Genomic DNA, 23,151 nt, shown 5'->3' with positions numbered 1-23,151 from the left:
CCGGATACCGTGGCGCTATGACCAGCCCTCACATCGCGGTTGACGACACCTACACCGGCCACCAGGAGCCACGGACCGCCGCCCGGCGCACCCTGCCGAACGCCTCGATCATCAAGGTGTCGGTGGGCCCGATGGACAACAACGCCTACCTCGTGACCTGCAACTCCACCGGTGAAACCCTGCTGATCGACGCCGCAAACGATGCCGAGGTGCTCCTCGATGTGATCAAGCAGCAGGCCCCCGAGCTGTCCCTGATCGTCACCAGCCACCAGCATTTCGACCACTGGCAGGCACTGAAAGCTGTGGCAGAGGTCACCGGCGCACCGACGGCCGCGCACTCCCTCGACGCCGAGCCACTGCCGGTGACGCCCGACCGGATCCTGGCCGACGGCGACACCATCACGATCGGCGACCTGACGTTCGACGTGATCCACCTTCAGGGGCACACCGAGGGTTCGGTCGCCCTGGCCCTGAAATCACCTGACGGAGTAACCCACCTGTTCACCGGCGACTGCCTGTTTCCCGGCGGAGTCGGTAAGACCTGGCAGCCGGGCGACTTCGAGCGGCTACTGGGTGATGTGAGCACCAAGGTGTTCGACGTCTACGACGACAGCACGGTGGTGTACCCCGGCCACGGCGACGACACAACCCTTGGCGCAGAGCGTCCACATCTATCTGAGTGGCGCGAACGCGGCTGGTGAATCGCAGAGGGTCGCCGCACATAGAGAAGCGAGAAAGGGCCACCCAATGACCAACGACTGGAATGACTTCCGCGGTGAGCTCGATGCCGACCAGCAAGCCCAGGTGGAGGGGCTTAGCCGCATGGACCATCCCCGTAGGGACGAGATGCTCGTGGCATACGCTCGCAGCCTCGTCCAAGAGAACCTGTTGCAAACCTGGCTGGCTGATGTTCCCGTGCCGGCGGGAGCGGTCAGCAAGGGCAGCGAGTGGATTGACGACGGCGCAAGCGTGTACAGATTCTTTGATGGCACGGCGCGCGGCGACGTGAAGATCGTCATTCAGCAGTGGGACGACGATCGTGCCGAGCGGGTCGTGTTCGCCGGGAAGGTCCCCGATCCGTGCACGGCCGACCAAGCCCGCGAGTGGGGCAAGGACATGATCGCAGCCGCAGCCGAGATCGAGCGCCACCAGTGAGTCTCGCCTAAACCAAACCGCCCCGTCACGAATCGACGGGGCGGCTTTTGTTTGCGGGCTGCCCCAGTCAGCGCGTTTGGTAGCGTTGCTACACACCTTTGATCTGAGGGGGCGTAGGTGGCAGATTTGCGGGTCAACACCGATGGGCTGACATCGGCGGCGATGACGGGGGACGACGTTGCCGCCAGCCTCGCCACGAGCACCGCCGGGGGTCCCGGCGGTAACCGGCAGGGCCACGCTGGCGTTGCGGCCATGGACGCGGCACTGACGTCGGTTCGGGACAGACAGTCTGGCCGTGCATCCGAGCTCGCCGATGGCCTCCGGGTCGCCACCGGTAGCTATCAGACCACCGACAGTGACGGTGCCGACGATATCGCGGTGACGCTGTGAGGCGGTCCGAGATCGCCGGCTGGGACGTGTCCTACCTCGATGACGCGGCAACCCGCTGGCGTGCCGCTGCCGACGAATCAGACCGACTATTCAGCCAGTACCGGCAGACGGTAGGCGATGCCGACTGGACCGGCACGGGGCGCGATGCGGCATATGACCACGTCAGCTCCGACGCTCGTGTCGTACAGACTCAGGGTGAGGTTCAGCGGGCAGCTGCCACGATTGCTCAGGACAGCGCCACCGATCAACGCAATGCCGTGCAGAAGACCGTAGACGCCATTGCCGAGGCCGAGGGAGCCGGGTTTCAGGTCAGCGAGGATCTGAAGGTGCGCGACACCAGGCGGATAGACGTCGCCACGATGAGTGCGCGATACACCGCCTGCCGCGAGCATGCCGAGAACATCCAGTGGAACGCCGACCAGCTTGCACAGGCCGATTCGCTGGTCGGTCAGCGCCTCCAGGAAAAGGCCGTCGAACTGGACGGCATAGGCTTCAGCGGGCCAACGGTGCAAGCCGCCAGCTGGGGCGGGTTCAAGCAGGACGGTGGTGACCCAGACCCGTGGGAGCCTCCAGTGATCAAGACCGAGCAGACACCCTCACAGCCCACGGTGATCGACGCCAGTCCACCTGAGATGTTCCCCACCTGCGACAACATCGACGTGTGGAACAATATTGGCCAAACCCTTGCCGGTACCACTGGTGTAGCAATTGGCATAGCTGGCATGCCATTTACCCTTGGTGGCACCTTTCCAGTCATCCTCAGCGGTGGCGCGCTGGTAGCTAATTCGTTGAACGAGATGAGGCATTGCGGATGACGCCCATAGGGGCTTTAACACTGGCGATTCTCGCGGGACTTGTTCTTGGTCTTGCGATCACCTGGTACATGCGCCGGGGTACGCGATCGCGCCCACAGCTTGTGCAGCGCACGCACCTCGCTTCTGCGCTGGCCATGATTGCTATGTCTATTTCGTGCTGGATTGGCGTGGCGTTTTCATCGCGAGTCAGCACCACCACTGTCGTACTGGGTGCCGCGACGGGGATCTACGGCGTCGGCCACCTCGTATGGATGCTTCGCAGTCGAGTGGTGAAGACTGATGACTAAGCTTCTGTCGTTCGTCGGTCCGCACGGCGCTCCAGTCAATCTGGAGTTGCCAGAAGATGCTCCAGTGGATCACGTGGTCAAACTTGTCACAGGAACACCCCCCGGCGGGTGGTGCTACTTAACGGTCTTGGTCGATGGCAAAGAGACACGCGTTCACGTGCGGCCGGATACGTTTGGGATGTTCTTTATCCACGAGAAGTGACCCCCATTAAGACCCCCGGCCCACAAGTGATTTGGGCCGGGGGTTTCTTCATGTGATCCTAAGCGCTGGCCTCGGAGGTCGTGACCGGCTCCAATTCATGATCAACCTGGACGAGGACATACGTCCCGTCCTCGCGCAACGTCTTCCGGTCGACGAGGCGTGACGGGATGCGCGCCGCCCCTGCTTATCCAGATCCTTGGCGGCGATCTTCGCGCCAACCTTCAGCAGCTCGGCCCACGCATTATCGGCGTCCCACGCATTCCACGCCGTGCGGTAGTCCTCGACGCCCGTGGTGTCCACTACCAACCCGAACGCCAACGATTTCGTCTTCGGGCTCCGTGACCCGCCCACGCTGTCCTTCGCCGCGGGATGCGCCACACCAGCGTTCATCGCGGCGGCGATCAGCGGCACCAGCAAACCATCAAATTCACTGGACAGCCGCGCTGCATCCTGCCAGGCACGCTGAACTTTCAAGTCGTTCAACGCCGATAATCTCATTCACATCAGTGGTGGGATCTACGATTCGACGTCTCGACGACAGCACGGTGGTGTACCCCGGCCACGGCGACGACACCACGCTCGGCGCCGAACGTCCCCATGTCGGGGAGTGGCGCGAGCGCGGTTGGTAGTCGGGCAGCCGGCGGCTCAGCTGGTGTGGACGATGAGCACGTCGGTCTTGGACCGGCGTGCCACATTCGCGGGCACTGAGCCCAGCAGACGGCCGGCAATCGTGCTCAGGCCGACGTTGCCCACCACCAGCAGATCCGCCTGGACGTCCTCGGCCAGCTCGACGAGCGCATCGACCGGAGCGCCGACAACCGGCCGCTCCTCGATGTCGGTGGCGCCGGCCGCCTTTGCGCGTTCGGTCGCCTCGCGGAGGATGGCGTAGATCGGCGCATTGCCCGCCATCTTGTAGCCCTCCTCCTTGAGCACATCGGCGGCACGCTGGTCTTCGCTCTGAGGGAAGTACGCGGTTGCCACGATCAGCTTGGCATTCGACCCGGCGGCAATCAGACCGGCGCGGTCGACTGCACGCAACGACGAATCAGATCCGTCGGTGCCGACCACCACGGTTCGATACGCGCTCATCAATACCCTCCCACTGTCAGTTGCAACGCCACCCGAGACAGTAACCCGTCGCCCGCTGGCCAGGGGCGCAAATCACGACACCCGCACGGCCAGCCGACAACTGGACCCACTATTGGCGTCCGGTGCGGCGAATTGGCACTGATGTTAACGCGTGGAGGCACAAATACGGTGCCGACCGTGACGTAGTCGATCTCGGCCGAATCCAGGTTGTCGCCAGGACGATTCGCCGCCGGAGTGATCCAGCCCATTTGAACCGGTGACCGGTCGGTAACAGCACTGCCGGACAAAGCCAGTCGGGGTGCCTCAGGTTATTGTTTGCCATCACCTGAGGGGGTTGCACCATCGCTGACGTGGATTTATCGCTGAACGAGCGCGCCGAGGGCGCGGACCGGCGCGTCGTTCGCGAAGCCCGAATCGACGCCCTGGCGGTGGCGGCGTTTGCCGTAGCACTGTGCGCGGCGGGAGCGGCCCGTCCGTCGCTGTGGTTCGACGAGGCCGCCACCATATCGGCGGCGACCCGCTCGATACCGCAGCTGTGGGACCTGATCGGCCACATCGACGCCGTGCACGGGCTGTATTACCTCGGCATGCACGGCTGGTTCGCCATCTTTCCGGCAACGGAGTTCTGGTCCAGGTTCTCCAGCTGTCTGGCCATCGGTGGCGCCGCGGCCGGGGTCGTGGTTCTCGGCCGGCAGTTCAGTACCCGGACGGTATCCGTTTGTGCGGGCATTCTTTTCGCGATGCTGCCGAGGATCACGTGGGCAGGTATCGAGGCCCGCTCCTACTCCTGGTCGACGTTGGCCGCGGTCTGGCTGACAGTTCTGCTCATCTCCGCCATCCGGCGCGACCGCACCGCGGTGTGGCTGTCATACGGTGCGCTGCTGGCGGGCTCCACCGTGCTGAACATGTTCGTGGTGCTGATGGTGGTTCCGCACGCCGTGGCCGTCGCGATCGTCTGCAACCGGCGTCGCACCCGGATCAGGTGGGCCTCGGTTACGGCAGCAGCCGTCGTCGTCGTGGTCCCGTTCGTCTTGTGGTGTCGTTCGCAGAGCTTCCAGGTCGGGTGGATCTCACCGCTGGGACTGCATTCGTTTGCCGAAGTCCTGGTCAACCAGTACTTCGACGAAAGTGTGGCGTTCGCGGTACTGGCGGCCGTCGTGCTGAGCGCGCCCCTGTTGACCAGGCGGCGGCCCACCGATGACGGCACCCGGCGGCTGGTGGCCGTGGCCGTGGTGTGGGTTGTCGCCCCGACCGCCGTGTTACTGGCGTATTCGGCTGTTGCCCAACCGCTTTACTACCCTCGCTACCTCTGTTTCACCACGCCGGGGATGGCGCTGCTGCTCGCCGTGTGTGTGGTCGCGGTGGCTCGCAGCAGGGAATGGGTCACTGCCACATTGGCGGTGTTCGCCGTCGCGGCGACGCCCAACTACCTGACGGTGCAGCGCGGCCCGTACGCCAAGGAGGGCATGGACTTCAGTCAGGTGGCCGACGTCATCTCGGCGCACTCATCCCCCGGCGACTGCGTGATCTTCGACAACACCGCCTCGTGGAAGCCGGGCCCCATTCGCCCCATTACCGCCGCCCGGCCCGCCGCCTACGCCGACCTCATCGACCCCGGCCGAGGAAGGCCGGCCTGGCAACGGAATCGATTGTGGGATGCGCATCTCGGGATCTGGGGCGTCGCCGACCAGGTGCGTCGCTGCACGGTGTTGTGGACGGTGTCCGAACGCGACCCCGCAGTACCGAGCCGACAGAGCGGTGAAAGACTGCAGCCCGGACCCCGACTGGACCGCGCTCCGGCCTATCAGGTACCCGAGAGCATGGGTTTCCACATCGTGGAACGCTGGCAGTTCAACTTCGCCCAGGTGGTCAAGTCCACCCGATGAGTGACCCTCTCCCGCGACTGAAGATCGCGGGATTCCCTATGCCGCGTGTGCGTCATCGGGTCTTCTCGCTTGCGCGAGCACACCCGTGGTGGCGGGTGTTGCCTCCAGTCCGGAGGTGTGCGCGGGCCGGGTGGCCCGGACGAGGATGGTGTTGGCTGCCTGCAGGTCCGCGTGGTCCTGGTGGCCACATTTCACGCACTGGAATTCCGCTTGGCTCTTACGGTTTTCCTTCACGCTGTGGCCACAGTTGCGGCACTCCAGACTGCTGTACGCGGCCGGCACCTCGATGAGGGTGGTACCGGACGCGGACGTTTTGTGTTCCAAACGCTGGGCGATCACACCCCAGCAGTTCGCATAGATCCCCCGGTTCAAACCGGATTTCGCGGCTTTCCCGTTCGGCAGGTAGTGACCCGGCACCTCGGGGTCGGGCTTGGGTTTCGGTGCCCGCACCATGTTCCGAGTCGGCAGTTTCTCCACCGCGACCACACCATAGGTGGCCGTGATTCTGGTGGTGGTTTTCTCGATCCAGTCGCGGCGCCGATCGGCCACTCTCGCGTGCAGTGTGGCGATACGGGCTTTCACCTTGCCTCGGCGGATACTGCCTTTGCGGCAACGCGCCAGCTGCTGCTGCAGCCGGATCAGCTTGTTCTGCTCGACGCGGCGCATGACCGGGGCCCGCAGCATCGTGCCATCCGAGAGTGCGAGCGTGGTTTTCACGCCCCGGTCGATTCCGACCATGCACTCCTCACGGCCCGCCGCAGCCGGCACCCCTGGCTGGGGAGCCGGGAAGCTGACGTGCCAGCGGCCCGCCTTGCAGGTGACCCGGGCCATGCCGAGCTTGCCGGCCGGCAGCGGGCGAGAGAGCCGCAACATGACCAGCCCGAGTTTCGGGACGAACACCTGCGCCCATTTACGATTCACCGGCTCGACACGGCTGTCGCGAATGCAGAAGCCCTCATCGAGATGTTTACGTCGCCACGTCGGCCGGCGATGGGTGCCTGTGAAGAATCCCGCCACGGCGCGGTCGAAATCCCGCAGGGCCTGCTGCTGCACCGCCGACGACCCCGCCGCCAGCCACTCAAACGCCTGCCGGGCTGCAGCGAGTTGTTTCTGCCGAGCCGCCGGACCCGGCGCCGATCTACCAGAGCGCCCCCAATTGAACTGCTCGACAGCAAGATTCCACACGTAACGGGCATCGGCACAGTGCCGTTCCAACATGAACACCGCCTGCTGAGCGGTCGGATACATGCGGTAACGGTGCGCCATCGCTATGCAGCCGTCACCTTTCGCCCAGCCGTAGGTTTCTGATTCTCCACGTAGCGGCCAACCACCTCCAAGGGCGCACCGCCCACCGTAGAGACAAACCACGATGGTGACCACAAGCATTTCATCCTCGCCAGATGCGCGAACTCCTGCCTAAGGCGCCGCGACGAGCGCCCTTTCAGAATCTCGGCGACCACCTCACCGATGATCTGCTTCAACCGCGTCTGGATCGGCCCACGCAACACATCACGGCGGTACTTCGGGCACCAAATCACGTGGTAGTGCACCGAAAACACCGATTTACGTGTCGACTGGTACTGCATGAACCTCACGATAAACCACGCCTACGACATCAACTGTCTGCTACGCGGACCGAACCATGGGATCGGCTATCCCCCGACTGAAGTCGAGGGATAGCGCCGAAGAAAGTATGAGTCAGTCGCGGCGGCGGCCGAAGTACATCTCCTGCGCTGTCGAGCACACGAGTTGCCCGGCGCGGTTGTACAGCGTCGCACTGGCCAGGCCGCGCCCGTTGATGCCGCTGGGTGAAACCTGGTCAGACAGCAACCAATCGGACAGATCAGCGGGGCGGTGGAACCAGATGGCCAGGTCGATCAGCGCCGAAAAAACACTCACCTGCGTCGCACGCCGCATCGTCACCGTCGTGTCGAGCAACGCCGTGCCCGAAAAGTACGTCAGCAGACAGCTGTTGACGATCGGATCATCGGTTACCGGTTCGCCCACGCGCCACCACATCCGGGTGCGCGCCGGCGGTTCGGGCAGATCGATCGCCAGCCGCGGCGGCGGATCGATGTAGCGCCGCTCGATCCACTGCGGGTTCACCCAGTACCCACCGGCCTCATCGGCAAACGCCTGCAGTTGCTCCTCCACCGGGGGCAGAGTCTCTGGATCAGGCACCACAGGCCGGGGTTGATGGTAATCGGCGGCGTCCATGTCAACGCTGAACGAGACGAGCGCTTCCAGCAACACCTCACCGCCTTGGCGGCCGATGACCCGGCGGGTGGACAGCGATCCGCCGTCCCGCAGGCTGCTGACCTCCATCTGCACCGGATACCGGGCGTCACCGGCGCGCAGCAGATAGACGTGCAGGCTGTGCGGCAGTCGGCCGGGAACCGTTCGGCTGGCCGCCATCAGCGCCTGGGCGGAGATATGCCCACCCACAATGTGATGGCTGGGGTTGTCCCGTTGTTCGGCAACGAAGATGCCGTCACCCGACTCGACCAGATCGAGCGTGGACAGGATGTCGGCAAGAAGCAGCATGGGCACCGCAGCATTATCGCCGAGCCGGCGGGCGGCTACTCCACCCCGACCCCCGGCAACGCTCCGGCCATTTCGACGGTACCGATATCGGGGTGTTCGCCGACCAACTCCACCATGGCTGCCCAGCAATGATGGCCTGCCACTCGATTGGCATCCATGACGACCCGGGGAGCCTGTTCGCGCAAACACCGTCGGGCGCGATTCGATGTTCGCCAGACCAAAGACGAAACCCGCCCGGCGGGCTACCATCATCAGTGTGGCGAATGCCGTTGTGAGAATTGGAATTTCTCTCCGCGAACCCTTTGGGCCAACCATTCGGCCCTAACCGACTTCCACTTACCGAGCAGTCGAAACGAAAGGAATCTTCACCGTGAATGCGTCAACCGACTCGTTGGTCACCCCGAAGCTGGTGACCGCCCTGTGGCAAACGGCACTTCTGTGGGGCCTCTCGGCAGTACTCCTTGGCTGCCTGGTCCTCTTCTGGCCGGGGGTGTCGATCCTGGTGGCCGCCGTACTGTTCGGCGCCTACCTCTTCGTATCGGGAATCCTGCAGGTGGCGTCCGCCTTCGGCCTCCACGAGAGGTTCGGCAGTCGGGCCCTGCTGTTCGTCAGCGGTGCGATCTCGGTGGTGCTGGCAGTGCTGGCGTTCCGCCATTTCGACGAAGGCTACGGCGTGTTGTTCCTCGCGATCTGGATCGGCATCGGATTCGTCTTCCAGGGGGCGTCCGAGATCGCCGTCGCCTCAGGCGCGCCCGGGCTTCCCGGCCGGGGTTGGCAGATCGTTCTCGGCGTGATCACCGTGATCGCCGGAATGGTCGTGCTCGTTTGGCCGTTCGATTCGATCGTGATGCTGACCATTGTCACGGGCGTCTCGCTCGTCATCATCGGCGTTGCGCAGATCATCAAGGCGGTCAAGCTTCGTAGCGGCCTGAAAAAGGTTGAGAAGGGCATCGATTCGTTGACCTCGGCCGGTTAACGATCCGCCACCTGGGTCAGCAACAAGAAGGTCGCCGTAGACGCTTCAAACAAGGTCAAAGACCGTTTAGAGCAGTGACTTTCACCTGCCTAGCGCAGCGATAGCGACGGGAAGCGGCACCTCGACCTCGGGTCGAGGTGCCGCTTTCTCCTCATTGAGCGAGTGACGGGATTCGAACCCGTGTAGACGGCTTTGCAGGCCGGTTCCTGGCCACTCAGACACACCCGCATCGATTGGCTACTGTGCCAGCCGATCCGGCCTCGGCCCATAGTTTCGATCTCAATGATCACTAACTAGTCGGAGTCCCCCACCGGCCTACCGACCACCGGCCCACCCTGCGGCCACCCGGCCGGCGAGTCTTCCCACGGTTCCTGCCGCCCGTACGGGGTGAGGTCGAGGAAGGGGTACCCCACCGCGGAGTGGTCGAGTCCGCGGGCGAAGGTCGAGTAGGTGTGGAAGGCCTCATCGCCGCGGCGCAGGAAGACGCTGGCTCCCGGCCAGTCGCCCCGGAGGTCGTCGTCGGTGAAGCCGGCATCGTGGAGCTCGTCGACGGACTGGTAGTTGTATTCGATCGGCGCGCGAGCCGGATCGAGCGTCACGTGGAAGTCATAGGTGAAGTCACCGTCGCGCGACGAGTACCACGGGAACGTCCAACCGTGGACGTCGCGGTACGCCGCGATGCTGGCGTAGGGTGCCCGAGACACGCAGGCGAACGTGACATCCTTGCCGTGCAACAGTTCTCGATCCTCTTCGGTGAAGGTCAGATCAGCCGCGGCAGTACAGCTCGGGCAACCCGCGTCGATCGCATCGATCCACATGAAGTGGTGGATGTAGAGCTGACTGCGGCCCTCGAACAGGTCGAGCAGCTTTACTTCACCGCCGGGCCCCTCGAACGTGTAGTCCTTCTCCACCTTCACCATTGGCAGCCGGCGCCGTTGGGCATTGACCGCGTCGCGCAGGTGGGTCGCCTCGCGTTCGGCGGCCAGTAGTTTGGTACGCGCCTGTCGCCACTCGCCGCGGGTGACGACGTCTGGGTAGGCATTGAGTGTCAGGGACATCGAATCACTCCTCGTATCGGTCCAATACGGATGAGACTCGCGGTGCCGCTGAAACTCATCGCGCGCGAGAGCCCGGGCTAGTGAGCCCCGCTGGTGGACCGGAACGAGGCGAGGGCACCAGCCACGGCGAACACTGCGAATGAGCCGAACAGCCAGCGCGCCGCTGACGCGTCACCGTTGGCACTGAGGTTGACGACGACGCCCGCCAATCCCGCCCCGAACGCCCCGCAGATCAATTGCACGGTGTTGATCGCCGCCGCCGCGGCCGGTCCCTCGGCCGGATCGTCGACGCTACCCATCGCCCACGCGGACAGATGGGGCCACGCGATACCGATTCCGGCACCGGTGACCATGAGTGCCACAGCCCACGCCACCACCAGCCACGGTGTCATTCCGTCCCGGATCAATACCGCACCGGCGGCCAGGCCCGCGGCCATCACCACAGGGGCGAACGCCACCGTGCGCACGATAACCCGCCGGTTCCGCAGCGACGCGCTGACGATCTCCCCCGCCGTCCAACCGACCGACAACACCGCACCGAAGAATCCGGCCATCACCGGCGTCAGGTGTGCCAGGCGTTGACCGAACAGCGGCACGTACATCACGACCATGGTGGCGGCCATCAGCACGCCGAGGCTCAGGTAGATCCATCTGAGCGGACCCGGGCCGAATGTGCTGGGCGGCAGGACCGAAGCCCCGGCGCGACGATCGACGAACAGGAACCCGGCCATCAGCACCAGCCCGAGGCCCAGTAGTGCTGCGGTCCCCCGCCAGTCGTGCGGAATACCCGCCACGCTGACCGTCATCGCCGCGGTACCCAACAAAGCCAGCGACCACACCGGAATGCCGGGCGTCACAGCCGATGCCGCGCCCCCGGCCGGCAAGGCGACGGGCACCAAGACGGCCATCGCGACGGTCAACACGACCAGCACACCGAACGCCCACCGCCAATGCCCGAATTGCGCGAACAACCCGCCCGCCGCCGGGCCGATCAGTGTGCCCACGCCCCACATCGCCGACACCAACGCAGATGCCTTGGTCCACAAGGTATTCGGCAGTGCAGTATTGATCACCGCGTACCCCAGGCCGGCCAACAGTCCGCCGGCGAAGCCCTGCACGATCCTCCCGGCGAGCAACACCTCCATGCTCGGGGCCAATGCGCATCCCAGGCTTCCGACACCGAACACCGTGAGCCCCAAGAGATATGCCTGCCGCGCTCCAAGCCGCATCAGCAGCGAGTGGACCGTAGTCGCGGCGATCACCGAAGCGACCAGATAGACCGTCGTCACCCAGGCGTAGAACCGCTGCCCGCCGATCTCGGCCACCGCACTGGGCAGCAGGCTGATGGTCAGGAACTCGTTGGTTGCATAGAGGAGCACGCCGCCGGCCAACACGGTAGAGGCGCCCAGATACCGGGCACCCAACAACTGCCGCCAGGTCCCGGTATCAGGCGTCACGGTGTCGGTCACGACAACGACGTTAGAAGCTCAACCGGTGTTGAGGTCAACACCGGATCACTTCAGGCCGGCCGCGTCCATCCCCCGCAGCTCCTTCTTCAAATCCTGAACCTCGTCGCGGATCCGCGCCGCCAGCTCGAACTGTAGATCGCGGGCGGCCGTCATCATCTGCTCGGTCAGATCCTTGATCAGATCGGCCAATTCGGCCCGCGGCATGTTGGCGGTGTCGCGACCTTCCACGATCCCGGCGCTGACCGCCCGACCGGGCTCACCCTGTGCGCGCCGGCCGCGCGAGGCGTTGCGCCCCGAGCCGCCGACCTCGACCGACTCGGTGTCCTCCGCCTCGCGGTACACCTGGTCGAGGATGTCGGCGATCTTCTTGCGCAGCGGCTGCGGGTCGATCCCGTTGGCCTCGTTGTAGGCAACCTGTTTGGCCCGACGGCGTTCGGTCTCGTCGATCGCCTGACGCATCGAGTCAGTGATCTTGTCGGCGTACATGTGCACTTCGCCGGACACGTTGCGCGCCGCGCGGCCGATGGTCTGGATCAGGCTGCGGGTGGAGCGCAGGAAGCCCTCTTTATCGGCGTCGAGAATCGCCACCAGCGACACCTCGGGAAGATCCAAGCCCTCGCGCAGCAGGTTGATGCCGACCAGCACGTCGTACTCACCGAGCCGCAACTGGCGCAGCAGCTCGACCCGGCGCAAGGTGTCGACCTCGGAATGGAGGTAGCGGACCTTGATCCCGAGCTCCAGCAGATAGTCGGTGAGATCCTCGGCCATCTTCTTCGTCAGCGTCGTGACCAAGACGCGCTCGTCGCGCTCGGTACGGGTGCGGATCTCGCCGATCAGGTCGTCGATCTGGCCCTTCGTCGGCTTCACCACCACCTGCGGGTCGACCAGACCGGTCGGGCGGATCACCTGCTCGACGAACTCGCCGCCGGCCTGGCTGATCTCGTAGGCCCCCGGGGTGGCCGACAGATATACCGTCTGGCCGATCCGGTCGGCGAATTCCTCCCAGGTCAACGGCCGGTTGTCGACAGCCGAGGGCAGTCGGAAGCCGAAATCGACCAGGTTGCGCTTACGCGACATGTCGCCCTCATACATGCCGCCGATCTGGGGCACGGTGACGTGGGATTCGTCGATCACCAGGAGGAAATCTTCGGGGAAGTAGTCGATCAGCGTCGCGGGAGCGGTACCGGGACCACGGCCGTCGATGTGGCGCGAGTAGTTCTCGATGCCCGAACAGAACCCCACCTGCTTCATCATCTCGACGTCGTAGTTGGTGCGCATCCGCAGCCGCTGCGCCTCCAGCAGCTTGCCCTGCCCCTCCAACTCCGCCAGCCGCGCCTCAAGCTCGGCCTCGATGCTCGAGATCGCGTGCTCCATGCGCTCCGGGCCGGCCACATAGTGAGTGGCCGGGAAGATCCGCAGCGAGTCGACCTGCCGGACGATGTCGCCGGTCAGCGGATGCAGGTAGTACAACGCCTCGATCTCGTCGCCGAAGAACTCGATCCGGATCGCAAGCTCCTCATAGGACGGGATGATCTCCACGGTGTCACCGCGCACCCGGAAGGAGCCCCGGGTGAACGCCACGTCGTTCCGGTTGTACTGGACATCGACCAGCAACCGCAGCAGCCCGTCGCGCGGCACCTCCTGACCGACCTCCAGCTCCACCGAACGATCCAGATACGACTGCGGCGTACCCAGGCCGTAGATGCACGACACCGAGGCCACCACCACCACGTCGCGCCGGGACAACAGGCTCGACGTCGCCGAGTGCCGCAGCCGCTCGACATCGTCGTTGATCGAGCTGTCCTTCTCGATGTAGGTGTCGGTCTGGGCGATGTACGCCTCGGGCTGGTAGTAGTCGTAGTACGAGACGAAGTACTCAACCGCGTTGTGCGGCAACATCTCCCGTAGTTCATTGGCAAGCTGCGCGGCCAGCGTCTTGTTCGGCGCCATCACCAGGGCGGGCCGCTGCAGCCGCTCGATCAGCCACGCCGTGGTCGCCGATTTTCCGGTACCGGTGGCGCCGAGCAGCACGACGTCACGCTCACCGGCTCTGATCCGGCGCTCGAGTTCGTCGATGGCGGCCGGCTGGTCACCGGCCGGGTCATACTCACTGACCACCTCGAACTGGGCACCGGCCCGGACGAGGCCCTCTACGGCATCTGCAGCTGCCCGGTACTCCGAATGCGCGAGCACAGGATGTTCAGTCGCGAAGGCCATGCTCACCAGCGTAGAGCTGTGCACCGACAAGTTCCGCGGTGTTCACTCCCCGCGTAGTGTTGGGCCCATCCACCCACCCAAACACGAGATATTCGACCTGGTGGCCCGCACAAACACCGATCCGAAGGGCATCGTGCGGGCCGTCGACGTCTACACAGTTGAGCCCTGGGGGCTCTACATGGCGCGGCCGACACCGGGTCGGGCTCAGTTCCACTATCTGGAATCGTGGCTGCTGCCGGCGCTCGGGTTGCGGGCGAGTGTGTTCCATTTCAGCCCCGGCCACGAACGGGATCAGGACTTCTACCTCGACATCGGCAGCTATACCGCCGGTCCGACCGTGTGGCATTCCGAGGACCACTACCTGGACCTCGTGGTCCGCACCGGCCGCGAGGTCGAGCTGTGCGACGTCGACGAGTTGCTCACCGCGGTCCGCCACGGGCTGCTGAGTCCGGAGGTCGGCGAGCAGGCGGTGCAAACCGCGGTCACCGCGATCGAGGGCCTGGCGAGCTGCGGATACCACCTGGATCGGTGGCTGTCCGGCAACGGAATGGCCCTCACGTGGCGGGGAGCGTAAGGTCGGGATTCATGAGTGCAGCTAAGTACCCCTGGGGAATCCTCCCCGCGCTGGCCGGACTGCTCACCGGCGCACTGTTGATTCCCGCCGCGGCACAGGCCGACCCGGAGGCGCCTCCTCAGGTGGAGCCACTGCCCGACCAGCAACTCCACAACGTCACCTACCGCGCCAGGATCGACGGCGTATCGCGCAACGCGACCATCGCGTACAAGATCGACGACGACAACATCAATACCGCCGACCCGTCCATGCTGCCCGGCCGGATCTTCGAAGCCACCGGTGTGGTGTCCAATCCGGAGACCGCCGGCATGGCCGTCCGCATCGACTGGCCCTACTCGGCGAACCTGCATTGCGAGATCCTGGTGGACGACCAGATCGTCGCCCAGGCCGATACCTTCGTCGGCCCACGGTTGACCAGGCCCAAGGATGACCCGACCTATGGCAGCCTGCCGTGCGGCGCCCCGCTGAACACACCGACGCCGGTCAATCCCCTCGATACCGCCCCGGACGGCACCGATCCTGCACTACCCCCGCCGCCCGCGGACCCTGAGCCGCCGGCCATCTAACCGTCAGCGTTTCAGCCAGGACTCGACCGTGTGCCGGGTGTCGTCGATATGCGCCGCCATCTGCGCAGCGGCCAGGTCCGGATCGCGGTTCGCGATCGCTTCGAGGATCGTCTCGTGATAGTCGTTGGCGTTGGGTTCCAGGCGGCCGAAAATCGCACCGACGGGTAGCCACATCCTCCGGCGGGCATCCAGGACCGCCTCAAGCAGCCGTTCATTCTGCGCAGCCTGGGCAATACCGAGATGAAACGCCGAGTCCAGCGTTTGAAAATCCGTGGTGTGCTGGGCGGACTGGTCGTTCATCCCGATCTGTAGGGCGGAATCCATACTTCTGAGCAGCCTGCGCAGTGCAGTCACATCGGTAGCGCGACGCCGTTCGGCGGCCAAGCGAGTGACCCCGATTTCCACGACGGCGCGGTAGTCGAAGGCATCGCGGATCGCGCGCTTGTTGCTGCGAAGTTCCCGGCGCATCTGGGCCGAGTCATACTTCGGAGCGTGGACGGTGAACCCACCGCCACGGCCGCGCCGCACGGTGATCAGCCCTTCCTGCTCCAGAACAGCCACCGCGGCACGCACCGTGGTGCGGGAAACGTCGAGTATGTCGGAGAGTTCGCGCTCGCTCGGCAACCGGTCACCAGGCCGAAACTGACCAAGTTCCAGCGCCCTACGCATCTGGTCAACGACCAATTCGTGCGCGGCAATCTGACGAACCGGAACCAACGCCGGTTTGGCTCTCGACATGCGCCCCCCTTCGGACGCTTCAGACGCTACCGCAGAAAAGCGGCCCACACACTTCCGGTACCGCTGACTGACCAGGCGCGAAATCTGGTGCGCCTCAGGGATCTAGGGCCGCCAGCCCGTCGTATCCGCCCACTCCCGGGCGCGTTGGTAGGCGTCCAGGAACCACGGCTCCTTGGCTACTGCGTAGTCGGGGGTCGTCAGCGCGGCGCGCTTGACCGCCACATAGTCGGCCTGCACACCTGGGGCGGCCCGTAGCCAGTCGACGAACATCAACGCGAACCTCTGATTGGACCGGCCGTCCACCCGGATATGGACATTGGTCGGTCGGCCAGGATCTGCCGAGGCGTGAAAACGCTTCTGCCACATCGCCGGGTTGTCATCGTGCGGCGTATCGGCGGTGATCCCCGGCACCGCGGGATAGCCGGCCGTCAACAGCGCCTCGGCCAGATCGTCGGCGACATCCAGCGACTCGACCGTCACCTGCACGTCGATGACGTCCTTGGCGTCCATCCCAGGCACGGCGGTCGAACCGATGTGATCGATGCGCACCGCACGGTGGCCGCAGGCCGTATTGAGCCGGGCGATGATGCGGCGGGCCTGATCCGGCCACGTCGGGTCGTAGGGCACCACGACGGAATCGCGGCGGGCCGGCTGCCGGATCTGCAGGTTGTGCGCGAAGGGCAGGATGCGCTCGTGCCAGAGTGCGCGCGCCTGTTCCACCAGGGCGCCTGCGGTGCCCGAGTTGTCCAGCCAGACGTCGGCGACGGCGCGGCGCTGCTCCTCGGTGGCCTGCGCGGCGATGCGGGCGCGGGCATCCTCCTCGCTGAATCCGCGATACTCGATGAGCCGCTTGACGCGCAGTTCCTCGTCGGCGTCGACGATGATCACCAACGGGAACATCGGTGCCATCTGAGATTCCACCAACAGCGGGATGTCCTCGACGATGACCGCATCTTCGTGGGCCGCAGCGATCAGCTCCGACCGGCGGTGCGCCACCAGTGGATGCACGATGGCGTTCAGGGTGGCGCGCTTCTCGTCGTCACTGAAGGCGACCGAGGCCAGCGCCGGACGGTTCAACGCCCCCTCGGGCAGCAGGATCCCGTGCCCGAACGCCTCGACCAGCTTGGCCAGGCCCTCGGTCCCGGGCTCGACCACCTCCCGCGCGATGACGTCACCGTCGACGATGATGCCGCCGAGATCGCTGAATGTGGAAGACACTGTTGACTTCCCGGCGCCGATACCGCCGGTTAACCCGATGCGAAGCACGCCCACAGTCTGTCAGGCCCCCGGAACGACGAACGCCCCGACCCAAAGGGCCGGGGCGTTCGTTGCCGTACTTATCAGGCGTTGCCTGCGAGCTTCTCGCGCAGAGCCGCCAGCTGTGCGTCGCTGGCCAGCGTGCCACCAGTGGACTCTTCGCGACCAGCGCCGTTGGACGACGACGAGGTCGGACGGGCAGCTTCCTCGGCCTCGGCTGCGGCGAACTTCTCCATCTGGGTGGTGTGCATCTTGTGCCGGCGCTCGGCCTCGGCGTAGCGCGCCTCCCACTCTTCCCGCTGCTTGTCGAAGCCTTCGAGCCATTCGTTGGTCTCGGCGTCGAAGCCCTCGGGGAAGATGTAGTTGCCCTGCTCGTCGTAGCTGTCGGCCATGCCGTACTTCGAGGGGTCGAACTCCTCGGTGTAGTCCTCGTTGGCCTGCTTGAGGCTCAGCGAGATCCGGCGACGCTCCAGGTCGATGTCGATGACCTTGACCATCGCGTCGTCGCCGACGGTGACCACCTGGTCCGGGACCTCGACGTGGCGCTCGGACAGCTCCGAGATGTGCACCAGACCCTCGATGCCCTCCTCGACGCGGACGAATGCACCGAACGGCACCAGCTTGGTGACCTTGCCCGGGACGATCTGACCGATCGCGTGGGTACGGGCGAAGTGGCGCCACGGATCTTCCTGAGTCGCCTTGAGCGACAGCGAAACCCGCTCGCGATCCATGTCGACGTCGAGCACCTCGACGGTGACCTCGTCGCCCACCTGAACCACCTCGGACGGGTGATCGATGTGCTTCCAGGACAGCTCGGAGACGTGCACCAGGCCGTCGACACCGCCGAGATCGACGAAGGCGCCGAAGTTGACGATCGAGGAGACGACACCCTTGCGGATGGCGCCCTTCTGCAGCTGGTTGAGGAACTCGCTGCGCACCTCGGACTGGGTCTGCTCCAGCCAGGCGCGGCGGCTCAGCACCACGTTGTTGCGGTTCTTGTCCAGCTCGATGATCTTGGCCTCGATCTCCTTGCCGATGTACGGCTGCAGATCGCGGACACGACGCATCTCGACCAGCGATGCGGGCAGGAAGCCACGCAGACCGATGTCGAGGATCAGGCCGCCCTTGACGACCTCGATGACGGTGCCCTTGACGGCCTCGTCCTTCTCCTTGAGCTCCTCGATGGTGCCCCAGGCACGCTCGTACTGAGCGCGCTTCTTGGACAGGATCAGGCGGCCTTCCTTGTCCTCCTTGGTGAGAACGAGGGCCTCGACCTCATCGCCCACGGAAACGACCTCGTTCGGGTCGACATCGTGCTTGATGGAGAGTTCGCGGGAAGGGATGACACCTTCGGTCTTGTAACCGATATCGAGCAGAACCTCGTCACGGTCGACCTTGACGATGGTGCCTTCGACGATGTCACCATCGTTGAAGTACTTGATGGTCTTGTCGATCGCGGCGAGAAAATCCTCAGCCGAGCCAATGTCGTTGATGGCTACTTGCGGCGAGGTGATGGAGGGACTTGGCATGTGGTGGGTTGCTCCGGACAGGTTCACTCGTAGGGACAGTTATGTTGCATGTATTGAGGTCGTGCAGATCAGTGCCGGCGACTAGACGATGTCCAGCGGTACGCACAGATACTTAACGAGGGTACTCGACCAGGCACACGCAGGACAAACCGCCCCGGCGGCGGATGGTTCCGGCGTGCGGAGCGCCGTCAGAAGTTGTGCCGGGGATGCAGCCCACCCACCGCTACGCTCTGCACGTGGCGTACAACCCGACCCCCGGCCCCGTCCATCGGCCGTGGTTTCCGATCACCGCACCGATGCCCAGGCCGGTCCGCAAGGTCGGGGCCCCACTGGCCGCGATCATCGCCTGCGGCGTCGTCATCGGTGCACTGGTCCTGCTGTTCACCGCGCTCAACCCCGTCGGCGCCATCATCGGGTTCACGCTGTCCAGCATCGTGATGACCTGGGCGGTGTTCGCCTACCTGTGGCTGGACCGCTGGGAGCCGGAACCGCCCCGATTGTTGCTGCTCGCCTTCGGTTGGGGCGCCGCCGTTGCCATCGTGTTGTCCCTGGTACTGAGCCTGTTCAGCGAAGCATTGCTGGCAACACCCGGTGTCGACCCGGCTGGCGCTACACACAGTTTCGCGGCGGTGGCGATCCGGGCCCCGTTCATCGAAGAGGCCGCCAAGGGCCTGTTCCTGCTGATCATGATGACCGGCAGGCGCCGCAATGAGCTCAACTCGCTGACCGACTGCCTCGTCTACGCCGGCCTGGTCGGTCTCGGTTTCGCCTGGCTGGAAGACATCATGTACATCGCCAGCGCGGATTCGCTGGCGGGATCTCTGCTGACTGCGGCGATGCGCCTGGTCATGGCGCCGTTCGCGCACTCGCTGTTCACCACGATGACCGCAATCGGGGTGTACTTCGCGCTGCAGCGGCGCAGCGGCATCGGCAAGGCGCTGTGCATCCTGGCCGGCTACCTCGGTGCCGTACTGATGCACGGGTTGTGGAACGGCTCGTCGCTGGTCGGGGCCGGAACCTACTTCATCGTCTACATCGTCTGGATGGTGCCGATCTTCATCGGGATGATCGTGGTCGCCGTGACCAGCCGTCGCCGCGAACAGCGAGTGGTGGCCGCCAAGTTGCCCGGAATGGTCGCCGCCGGCCTCATCACCCCCAACGAGGCGACCTGGCTCGGGTCGTTGAAAGCCCGCCACGGCGCCATCCGACAGGCGACAGCGGCCGGCGGCCGCCCCGCGGGCAAGGCCGTCGCTGCATTCGCCGCCGCCGTCGTCGAACTGGCCTTCGTCCGTGACCGCATCGACCGCGGCTTCGGCGATGCGCAGGTGTACGCACTGCAGCAGGAAGAGGTGTACTACGTGACCGCCGCTCGGTCGGCCGCACCGATACTGCACTGGCTCGCCAACTACCGGGCGCCCATCCAGTACTGAGGGCCGATGCGCCGCTAATGCGCGGCGGCGGCCGATGCGCCGCTAATGCGCGGCGGCGTCCCAGCTGCGGCCATATCCGACCGACACCTCCAGCGGCACGTCCAACGGATACGCGTTACCCATGTGCTCGCGGACCAGGGCCTCCAGGGTCTCCCGCTCCCCCTCGGCCACCTCGAACAACAGCTCGTCGTGGACCTGAAGGAGCATCCGTGACTTCAGCCCGGCCTGCTTGATCGCCTCGTCGACGTTGATCATCGCGACCTTGATGATGTCGGCCGCGCTGCCCTGGATCGGCGCGTTGAGTGCGGCCCGCTCGGCGGCCTCGCGCACATTGCGATTGCTGCTGTCGAGTTCGGGCAGATAACGCCGACGCCCCAGCACAGTCGAGGTGAACCCGTCCTTGCGGGCCTGGTCGACGACATCGCGCAGGTAGTCGCGCACCCCACCGAACCGGTCGAAGTACTGCTCCATCTGCACCTTGGCCTCTTCGGTGGAGATCTTGAGCTGGCTGGCCAAACCGTAGGCGCTCAGTCCGTAGGCCAGGCCGTACGACATCGCCTTGACCCGCCGGCGCAGCTCCGGGGTCACCTCGTCGATCGGTACCGAGAAGGCCCGCGACGCCACGAACGAGTGCAGGTCCTCACCGGTGTTGAACGCCTCGATCAGGCCCTCGTCCCGGGACAGGTGCGCCATGATCCGCATCTCGATCTGGCTGTAATCGGCGGTCATCAGCTCGGCGTATGGCCCGTCGGGACCCTGTCCGACGACGAACGTGTCACGGATCCGCCGGCCCGCCTCGGTGCGGATCGGGATGTTCTGCAGGTTCGGCTCGGTCGACGACAGCCGGCCGGTCGCCGCAATCGTCTGGTTGAAGGTGGTATGAATTCTGCCGTCTCCGGCCGTCGATCCGAGCAGACCGTCGACAGTGACCTTGAGCCGGGTGGCGTCGCGATGCGCCAACAGGTGCTGCAGAAACGGATGCCCGGTCTTATCGAAAAGACTCTGTAGAGCGTCCGCATCCGTGGTGTAGCCGGTCTTGGTCTTCTTGGTCTTCGGCATCTCCAACTCGTCGAACAGCACGACCTGCAGCTGTTTCGGTGAGCCGAGGTTGATCTGCTTGCCGATGACCGCGTATGCGGCCTCGGCGGCGTCCCGGATCTGATCGGCGAACTCGCTCTGCAACTCCTGCAGCCGGTCCATGTCGACCGCGATGCCGATCGACTCCATCTCGGCGAGCGCCCGCTGCACCGGCAGCTCCATCCGGCCAAGCAGCGACGATGAGTCGATACGGGCCAGCTCCTCATCGAGCGCGTCGGCCAGGTCCAGCACCGCGCAGGCCCGCAGGATCAGCGTCTGCACTGCCTGCTCGTCAACTCCTTCAGAGTCGTCCAGTAGCGAAAGCTGTTGCTGCTCAGGGGTTTCAGCGCGCAGTTCACGACGCAGGTAGCGCACCGCCAGGTCGTCGAGCGCGAAGCTTCGCTGGCCCGGTCGCACCAGGTAGGCAGCCAGCGCGGTATCGGAGGTGACCCCGCGCAGTGTCCAGCCCCGCCCGGCCAGGTCGTGCATCGCCAGTTTGGCCTCGTGCAGCGCCTTCGGCGGACCCGGATCGCCCAGCCAGCGAGCCAACGCGTCCTCGTCCTCGGGTGTCAATGTCGCCGTGTCGATATAGCGCCCGTCGCCGTCGGCGGCCACGATTGCCAGCGCGGTGGCATCGGCATCGTAGGCCAGGTGCGTACCGACAACGGCAAGCCCGAACCGGTTGCCGAGGCTGTGCTCGGCCAGCCAGGCTGCCAGCTCACCGGGTTCCAGTGCCCGGCCACGCACGTCGAATCCATGCTCGACCTCGGGCTCGGCGGCAACCAGCGTCTCGAACAGACGGTCACGCAGCACCCGGAACTCCAGGTCGTCGAACAATCGGTGGATCTGGTCACGATTCCACGCCTGCATACGCAGCGTGTCCGGGGTCTGCGGGAGCGGAACGTCACGGACGAGATCAGTCAGCTCACGGTTGAGCACCACGCTGGACAGGTTGGCGCGCAGCGAGTCACCGACCTTGCCCTTGACCTTCTCGACGTTGTCGACGAGCGCTTGCAGGGAGCCGTATTCGACAATCCACTTCGTCGCGGTCTTCTCCCCGACCCCGGGGATGCCGGGCAGGTTGTCGCTCGGGTCCCCGCGCAGGGCGGCGAAGTCCGGATACTGCGTGGGGGTCAGACCGTACTTCTCCACCACCGCATCCGGGGTGAACCGGGTCAGCTCACTGACCCCCTTGCGCGGGTACAGCACGGTGACGTTGTCGGTGACCAACTGCAGCGCGTCACGGTCGCCGGTGACCACCAGCACCCGATAACCGTCACGCTCGGCCTGGGTGGCCAGCGTGGCGATGATGTCGTCGGCCTCGAAACCGGGTTCGGCCAGTGCCGTGATGCCCAGTGCGCCGAGCACCTCCTTGGTGATGTCGATCTGTCCGCGGAACTCGTCGGGTGTGGCGGAGCGGCCCTCCTTGTACTCGGGGTACTTCTCCTTACGGAACGTCTGCCGCGACACGTCGAACGCCGCCCCCACATGGCTGGGCTGCTCGTCGCGTAGCAGGTTGATCAACATCGAGGTGAAGCCGTAGACCGCGTTGGTGGTCAGCCCGCCCTGGGTCTTGAAATTCTCGGCGGGCAACGCGTAAAACGCCCGGAAAGCCAGCGAATTGCCGTCCAGCAGCATCAGTGTCGGTTTCTCGTCGGCGGAGGGGTTCGGCGCGTTCTTCGTCTCGGTCTTCGCGGGGCTCACGGCCCACACTCTATGCGGGGTGACCGACGCGCAGAGTGCGACGAGTCAACTGGATCGCGCGCTGACGGCCGGACCCCCCAACCCCTGCACCCGCCACGCGAACAGCTGTCGACCGTGCAGTTCAATACTCCGGAGCGGCCACCCGGATCGGCCGCCCGGGCCAAACTGCAACACGTTTCAGTTTCGCG

General features: G+C 65.1%; 22 protein-coding genes, 1 tRNA gene and 1 pseudogene. 11 read left to right on the top strand and 13 right to left on the bottom strand.

Annotated elements, in window-relative coordinates:
- Positions 1-17 precede the first annotated feature (17 nt).
- From G6N44_RS02235 to G6N44_RS29280, 5 genes are all read left to right on the top strand, one after another.
- Complete coding sequence (locus tag G6N44_RS02235; protein WP_163660754.1) at positions 18-701, top strand: MBL fold metallo-hydrolase; 684 nt, start codon at positions 18-20, stop codon at positions 699-701.
- A gap of 46 nt (positions 702-747) precedes the next feature.
- Positions 748-1,155, top strand: coding sequence for a hypothetical protein (locus tag G6N44_RS02230; protein ID WP_163660752.1), 408 nt, complete (start codon positions 748-750; stop codon positions 1,153-1,155).
- Between the two features lie 117 nt (positions 1,156-1,272).
- Entirely contained in the window at positions 1,273-1,545 is a 273-nt protein-coding gene (locus G6N44_RS02225) for a type VII secretion target (RefSeq protein ID WP_163660750.1), read from the top strand.
- Positions 1,546-1,571: 26 nt separating this feature from the next.
- Positions 1,572-2,360, top strand: coding sequence for a hypothetical protein (locus G6N44_RS29160; RefSeq protein WP_179964464.1), 789 nt, complete (start codon positions 1,572-1,574; stop codon positions 2,358-2,360).
- A 279-nt stretch (positions 2,361-2,639) separates the two neighbouring features.
- Positions 2,640-2,849 (top strand): hypothetical protein, encoded by a 210-nt coding sequence (locus tag G6N44_RS29280; RefSeq protein ID WP_220099791.1) that lies wholly within the window; start codon positions 2,640-2,642, stop codon positions 2,847-2,849.
- 48 nt (positions 2,850-2,897) lie between these two features.
- Here G6N44_RS29280 and G6N44_RS02215 read toward each other — a convergent pair whose 3' ends face one another.
- Positions 2,898-3,332 (bottom strand): hypothetical protein, encoded by a 435-nt coding sequence (locus G6N44_RS02215; RefSeq protein WP_163660748.1) that lies wholly within the window; start codon positions 3,330-3,332, stop codon positions 2,898-2,900.
- Between the two features lie 44 nt (positions 3,333-3,376).
- Here G6N44_RS02215 and G6N44_RS02210 point away from each other — a divergent pair.
- Positions 3,377-3,478 (top strand): annotated as a pseudogene (locus G6N44_RS02210) (MBL fold metallo-hydrolase); the annotation flags it as partial.
- A 16-nt stretch (positions 3,479-3,494) separates the two neighbouring features.
- On the opposite strand, the gene G6N44_RS02205 reads toward G6N44_RS02210, so the two are convergent.
- The gene (locus G6N44_RS02205) at positions 3,495-3,938 is read right to left on the bottom strand and encodes a universal stress protein (RefSeq protein WP_163660746.1); all 444 of its coding nucleotides are present in this window, start codon (positions 3,936-3,938) and stop codon (positions 3,495-3,497) included.
- Between the two features lie 350 nt (positions 3,939-4,288).
- On the opposite strand from G6N44_RS02205, the gene G6N44_RS02200 reads away from it, so the two are divergent.
- Positions 4,289-5,824, top strand: a complete 1,536-nt coding sequence (locus G6N44_RS02200; RefSeq protein WP_163660744.1) for a glycosyltransferase family 39 protein — start codon at positions 4,289-4,291, stop codon at positions 5,822-5,824.
- Between the two features lie 36 nt (positions 5,825-5,860).
- On the opposite strand, the gene G6N44_RS02195 is transcribed toward G6N44_RS02200, so the two are convergent.
- The 3 genes from G6N44_RS02195 to G6N44_RS02185 form a co-directional block, all read right to left on the bottom strand.
- Complete coding sequence (locus tag G6N44_RS02195; RefSeq protein WP_235683033.1) at positions 5,861-7,042, bottom strand: RNA-guided endonuclease InsQ/TnpB family protein; 1,182 nt, start codon at positions 7,040-7,042, stop codon at positions 5,861-5,863.
- Positions 7,043-7,092: 50 nt separating this feature from the next.
- Positions 7,093-7,410 carry a transposase gene (locus G6N44_RS02190; protein WP_163660739.1) on the bottom strand — a complete coding sequence of 106 codons (318 nt, stop codon included), beginning with the start codon at positions 7,408-7,410 and terminating at the stop codon, positions 7,093-7,095.
- A gap of 112 nt (positions 7,411-7,522) precedes the next feature.
- Entirely contained in the window at positions 7,523-8,368 is an 846-nt protein-coding gene (locus G6N44_RS02185) for an acyl-CoA thioesterase (RefSeq protein ID WP_179964531.1), read from the bottom strand.
- 370 nt (positions 8,369-8,738) lie between these two features.
- Between G6N44_RS02185 and G6N44_RS02180 the strand changes: the two genes are divergently transcribed.
- On the top strand, positions 8,739-9,344 hold the full coding sequence (locus tag G6N44_RS02180; RefSeq protein WP_372508121.1) for an HdeD family acid-resistance protein: 606 nt from the start codon (positions 8,739-8,741) through the stop codon (positions 9,342-9,344).
- Positions 9,345-9,501: 157 nt separating this feature from the next.
- Here the strand turns inward: G6N44_RS02180 and G6N44_RS02175 are convergent.
- The 4 genes from G6N44_RS02175 to uvrB all read right to left on the bottom strand — a co-directional run bounded on the left by G6N44_RS02175 (position 9,502) and on the right by uvrB (position 14,088).
- A tRNA-Cys gene (locus G6N44_RS02175) sits at positions 9,502-9,572 on the bottom strand.
- Between the two features lie 65 nt (positions 9,573-9,637).
- On the bottom strand, positions 9,638-10,402 hold the full coding sequence (locus G6N44_RS02170) for a DUF899 domain-containing protein (RefSeq protein ID WP_163660735.1): 765 nt from the start codon (positions 10,400-10,402) through the stop codon (positions 9,638-9,640).
- A gap of 77 nt (positions 10,403-10,479) precedes the next feature.
- A complete protein-coding gene (locus G6N44_RS02165; RefSeq protein WP_163660733.1) occupies positions 10,480-11,871 on the bottom strand; it encodes an MFS transporter in 1,392 nt (463 codons plus the stop codon).
- Between the two features lie 45 nt (positions 11,872-11,916).
- Positions 11,917-14,088: an excinuclease ABC subunit UvrB gene (uvrB, locus tag G6N44_RS02160; RefSeq protein ID WP_163660731.1), complete on the bottom strand. Its 2,172-nt coding sequence runs from the start codon at positions 14,086-14,088 to the stop codon at positions 11,917-11,919.
- A gap of 67 nt (positions 14,089-14,155) precedes the next feature.
- Between uvrB and G6N44_RS02155 the strand changes: the two genes are divergently transcribed.
- Both G6N44_RS02155 and G6N44_RS02150 read left to right on the top strand, forming a co-directional pair.
- The gene (locus G6N44_RS02155) at positions 14,156-14,662 is read left to right on the top strand and encodes a ribonuclease FAU-1 family protein (protein WP_163669502.1); all 507 of its coding nucleotides are present in this window, start codon (positions 14,156-14,158) and stop codon (positions 14,660-14,662) included.
- An 11-nt stretch (positions 14,663-14,673) separates the two neighbouring features.
- Positions 14,674-15,228, top strand: a complete 555-nt coding sequence (locus G6N44_RS02150) for a hypothetical protein (RefSeq protein WP_163660729.1) — start codon at positions 14,674-14,676, stop codon at positions 15,226-15,228.
- 3 nt (positions 15,229-15,231) lie between these two features.
- On the opposite strand, the gene G6N44_RS02145 is transcribed toward G6N44_RS02150, so the two are convergent.
- From G6N44_RS02145 to rpsA, 3 genes are all read right to left on the bottom strand, one after another.
- Positions 15,232-15,966, bottom strand: a complete 735-nt coding sequence (locus G6N44_RS02145; RefSeq protein WP_163660727.1) for a FadR/GntR family transcriptional regulator — start codon at positions 15,964-15,966, stop codon at positions 15,232-15,234.
- A gap of 102 nt (positions 15,967-16,068) precedes the next feature.
- A complete protein-coding gene (coaE, locus tag G6N44_RS02140) occupies positions 16,069-17,232 on the bottom strand; it encodes a dephospho-CoA kinase (RefSeq protein WP_163660725.1) in 1,164 nt (387 codons plus the stop codon).
- 74 nt (positions 17,233-17,306) lie between these two features.
- The gene (gene rpsA, locus G6N44_RS02135) at positions 17,307-18,752 is read right to left on the bottom strand and encodes a 30S ribosomal protein S1 (RefSeq protein ID WP_163660723.1); all 1,446 of its coding nucleotides are present in this window, start codon (positions 18,750-18,752) and stop codon (positions 17,307-17,309) included.
- A 206-nt stretch (positions 18,753-18,958) separates the two neighbouring features.
- On the opposite strand from rpsA, the gene G6N44_RS02130 reads away from it, so the two are divergent.
- Positions 18,959-20,182 (top strand): PrsW family intramembrane metalloprotease, encoded by a 1,224-nt coding sequence (locus G6N44_RS02130; protein ID WP_179964463.1) that lies wholly within the window; start codon positions 18,959-18,961, stop codon positions 20,180-20,182.
- 42 nt (positions 20,183-20,224) lie between these two features.
- On the opposite strand, the gene polA is transcribed toward G6N44_RS02130, so the two are convergent.
- Positions 20,225-22,963, bottom strand: coding sequence for a DNA polymerase I (polA, locus tag G6N44_RS02125; RefSeq protein WP_163660721.1), 2,739 nt, complete (start codon positions 22,961-22,963; stop codon positions 20,225-20,227).
- Positions 22,964-23,151 lie beyond the last annotated feature (188 nt).

The sequence above is a fragment of the Mycolicibacterium alvei genome (genome assembly GCF_010727325.1).
Taxonomy (GTDB): Bacteria; Actinomycetota; Actinomycetes; order Mycobacteriales; family Mycobacteriaceae; genus Mycobacterium; species Mycobacterium alvei.
Note: the sequence above shows the minus strand (reverse complement) of the source record. Positions and strands in the feature narration are given on the sequence as shown.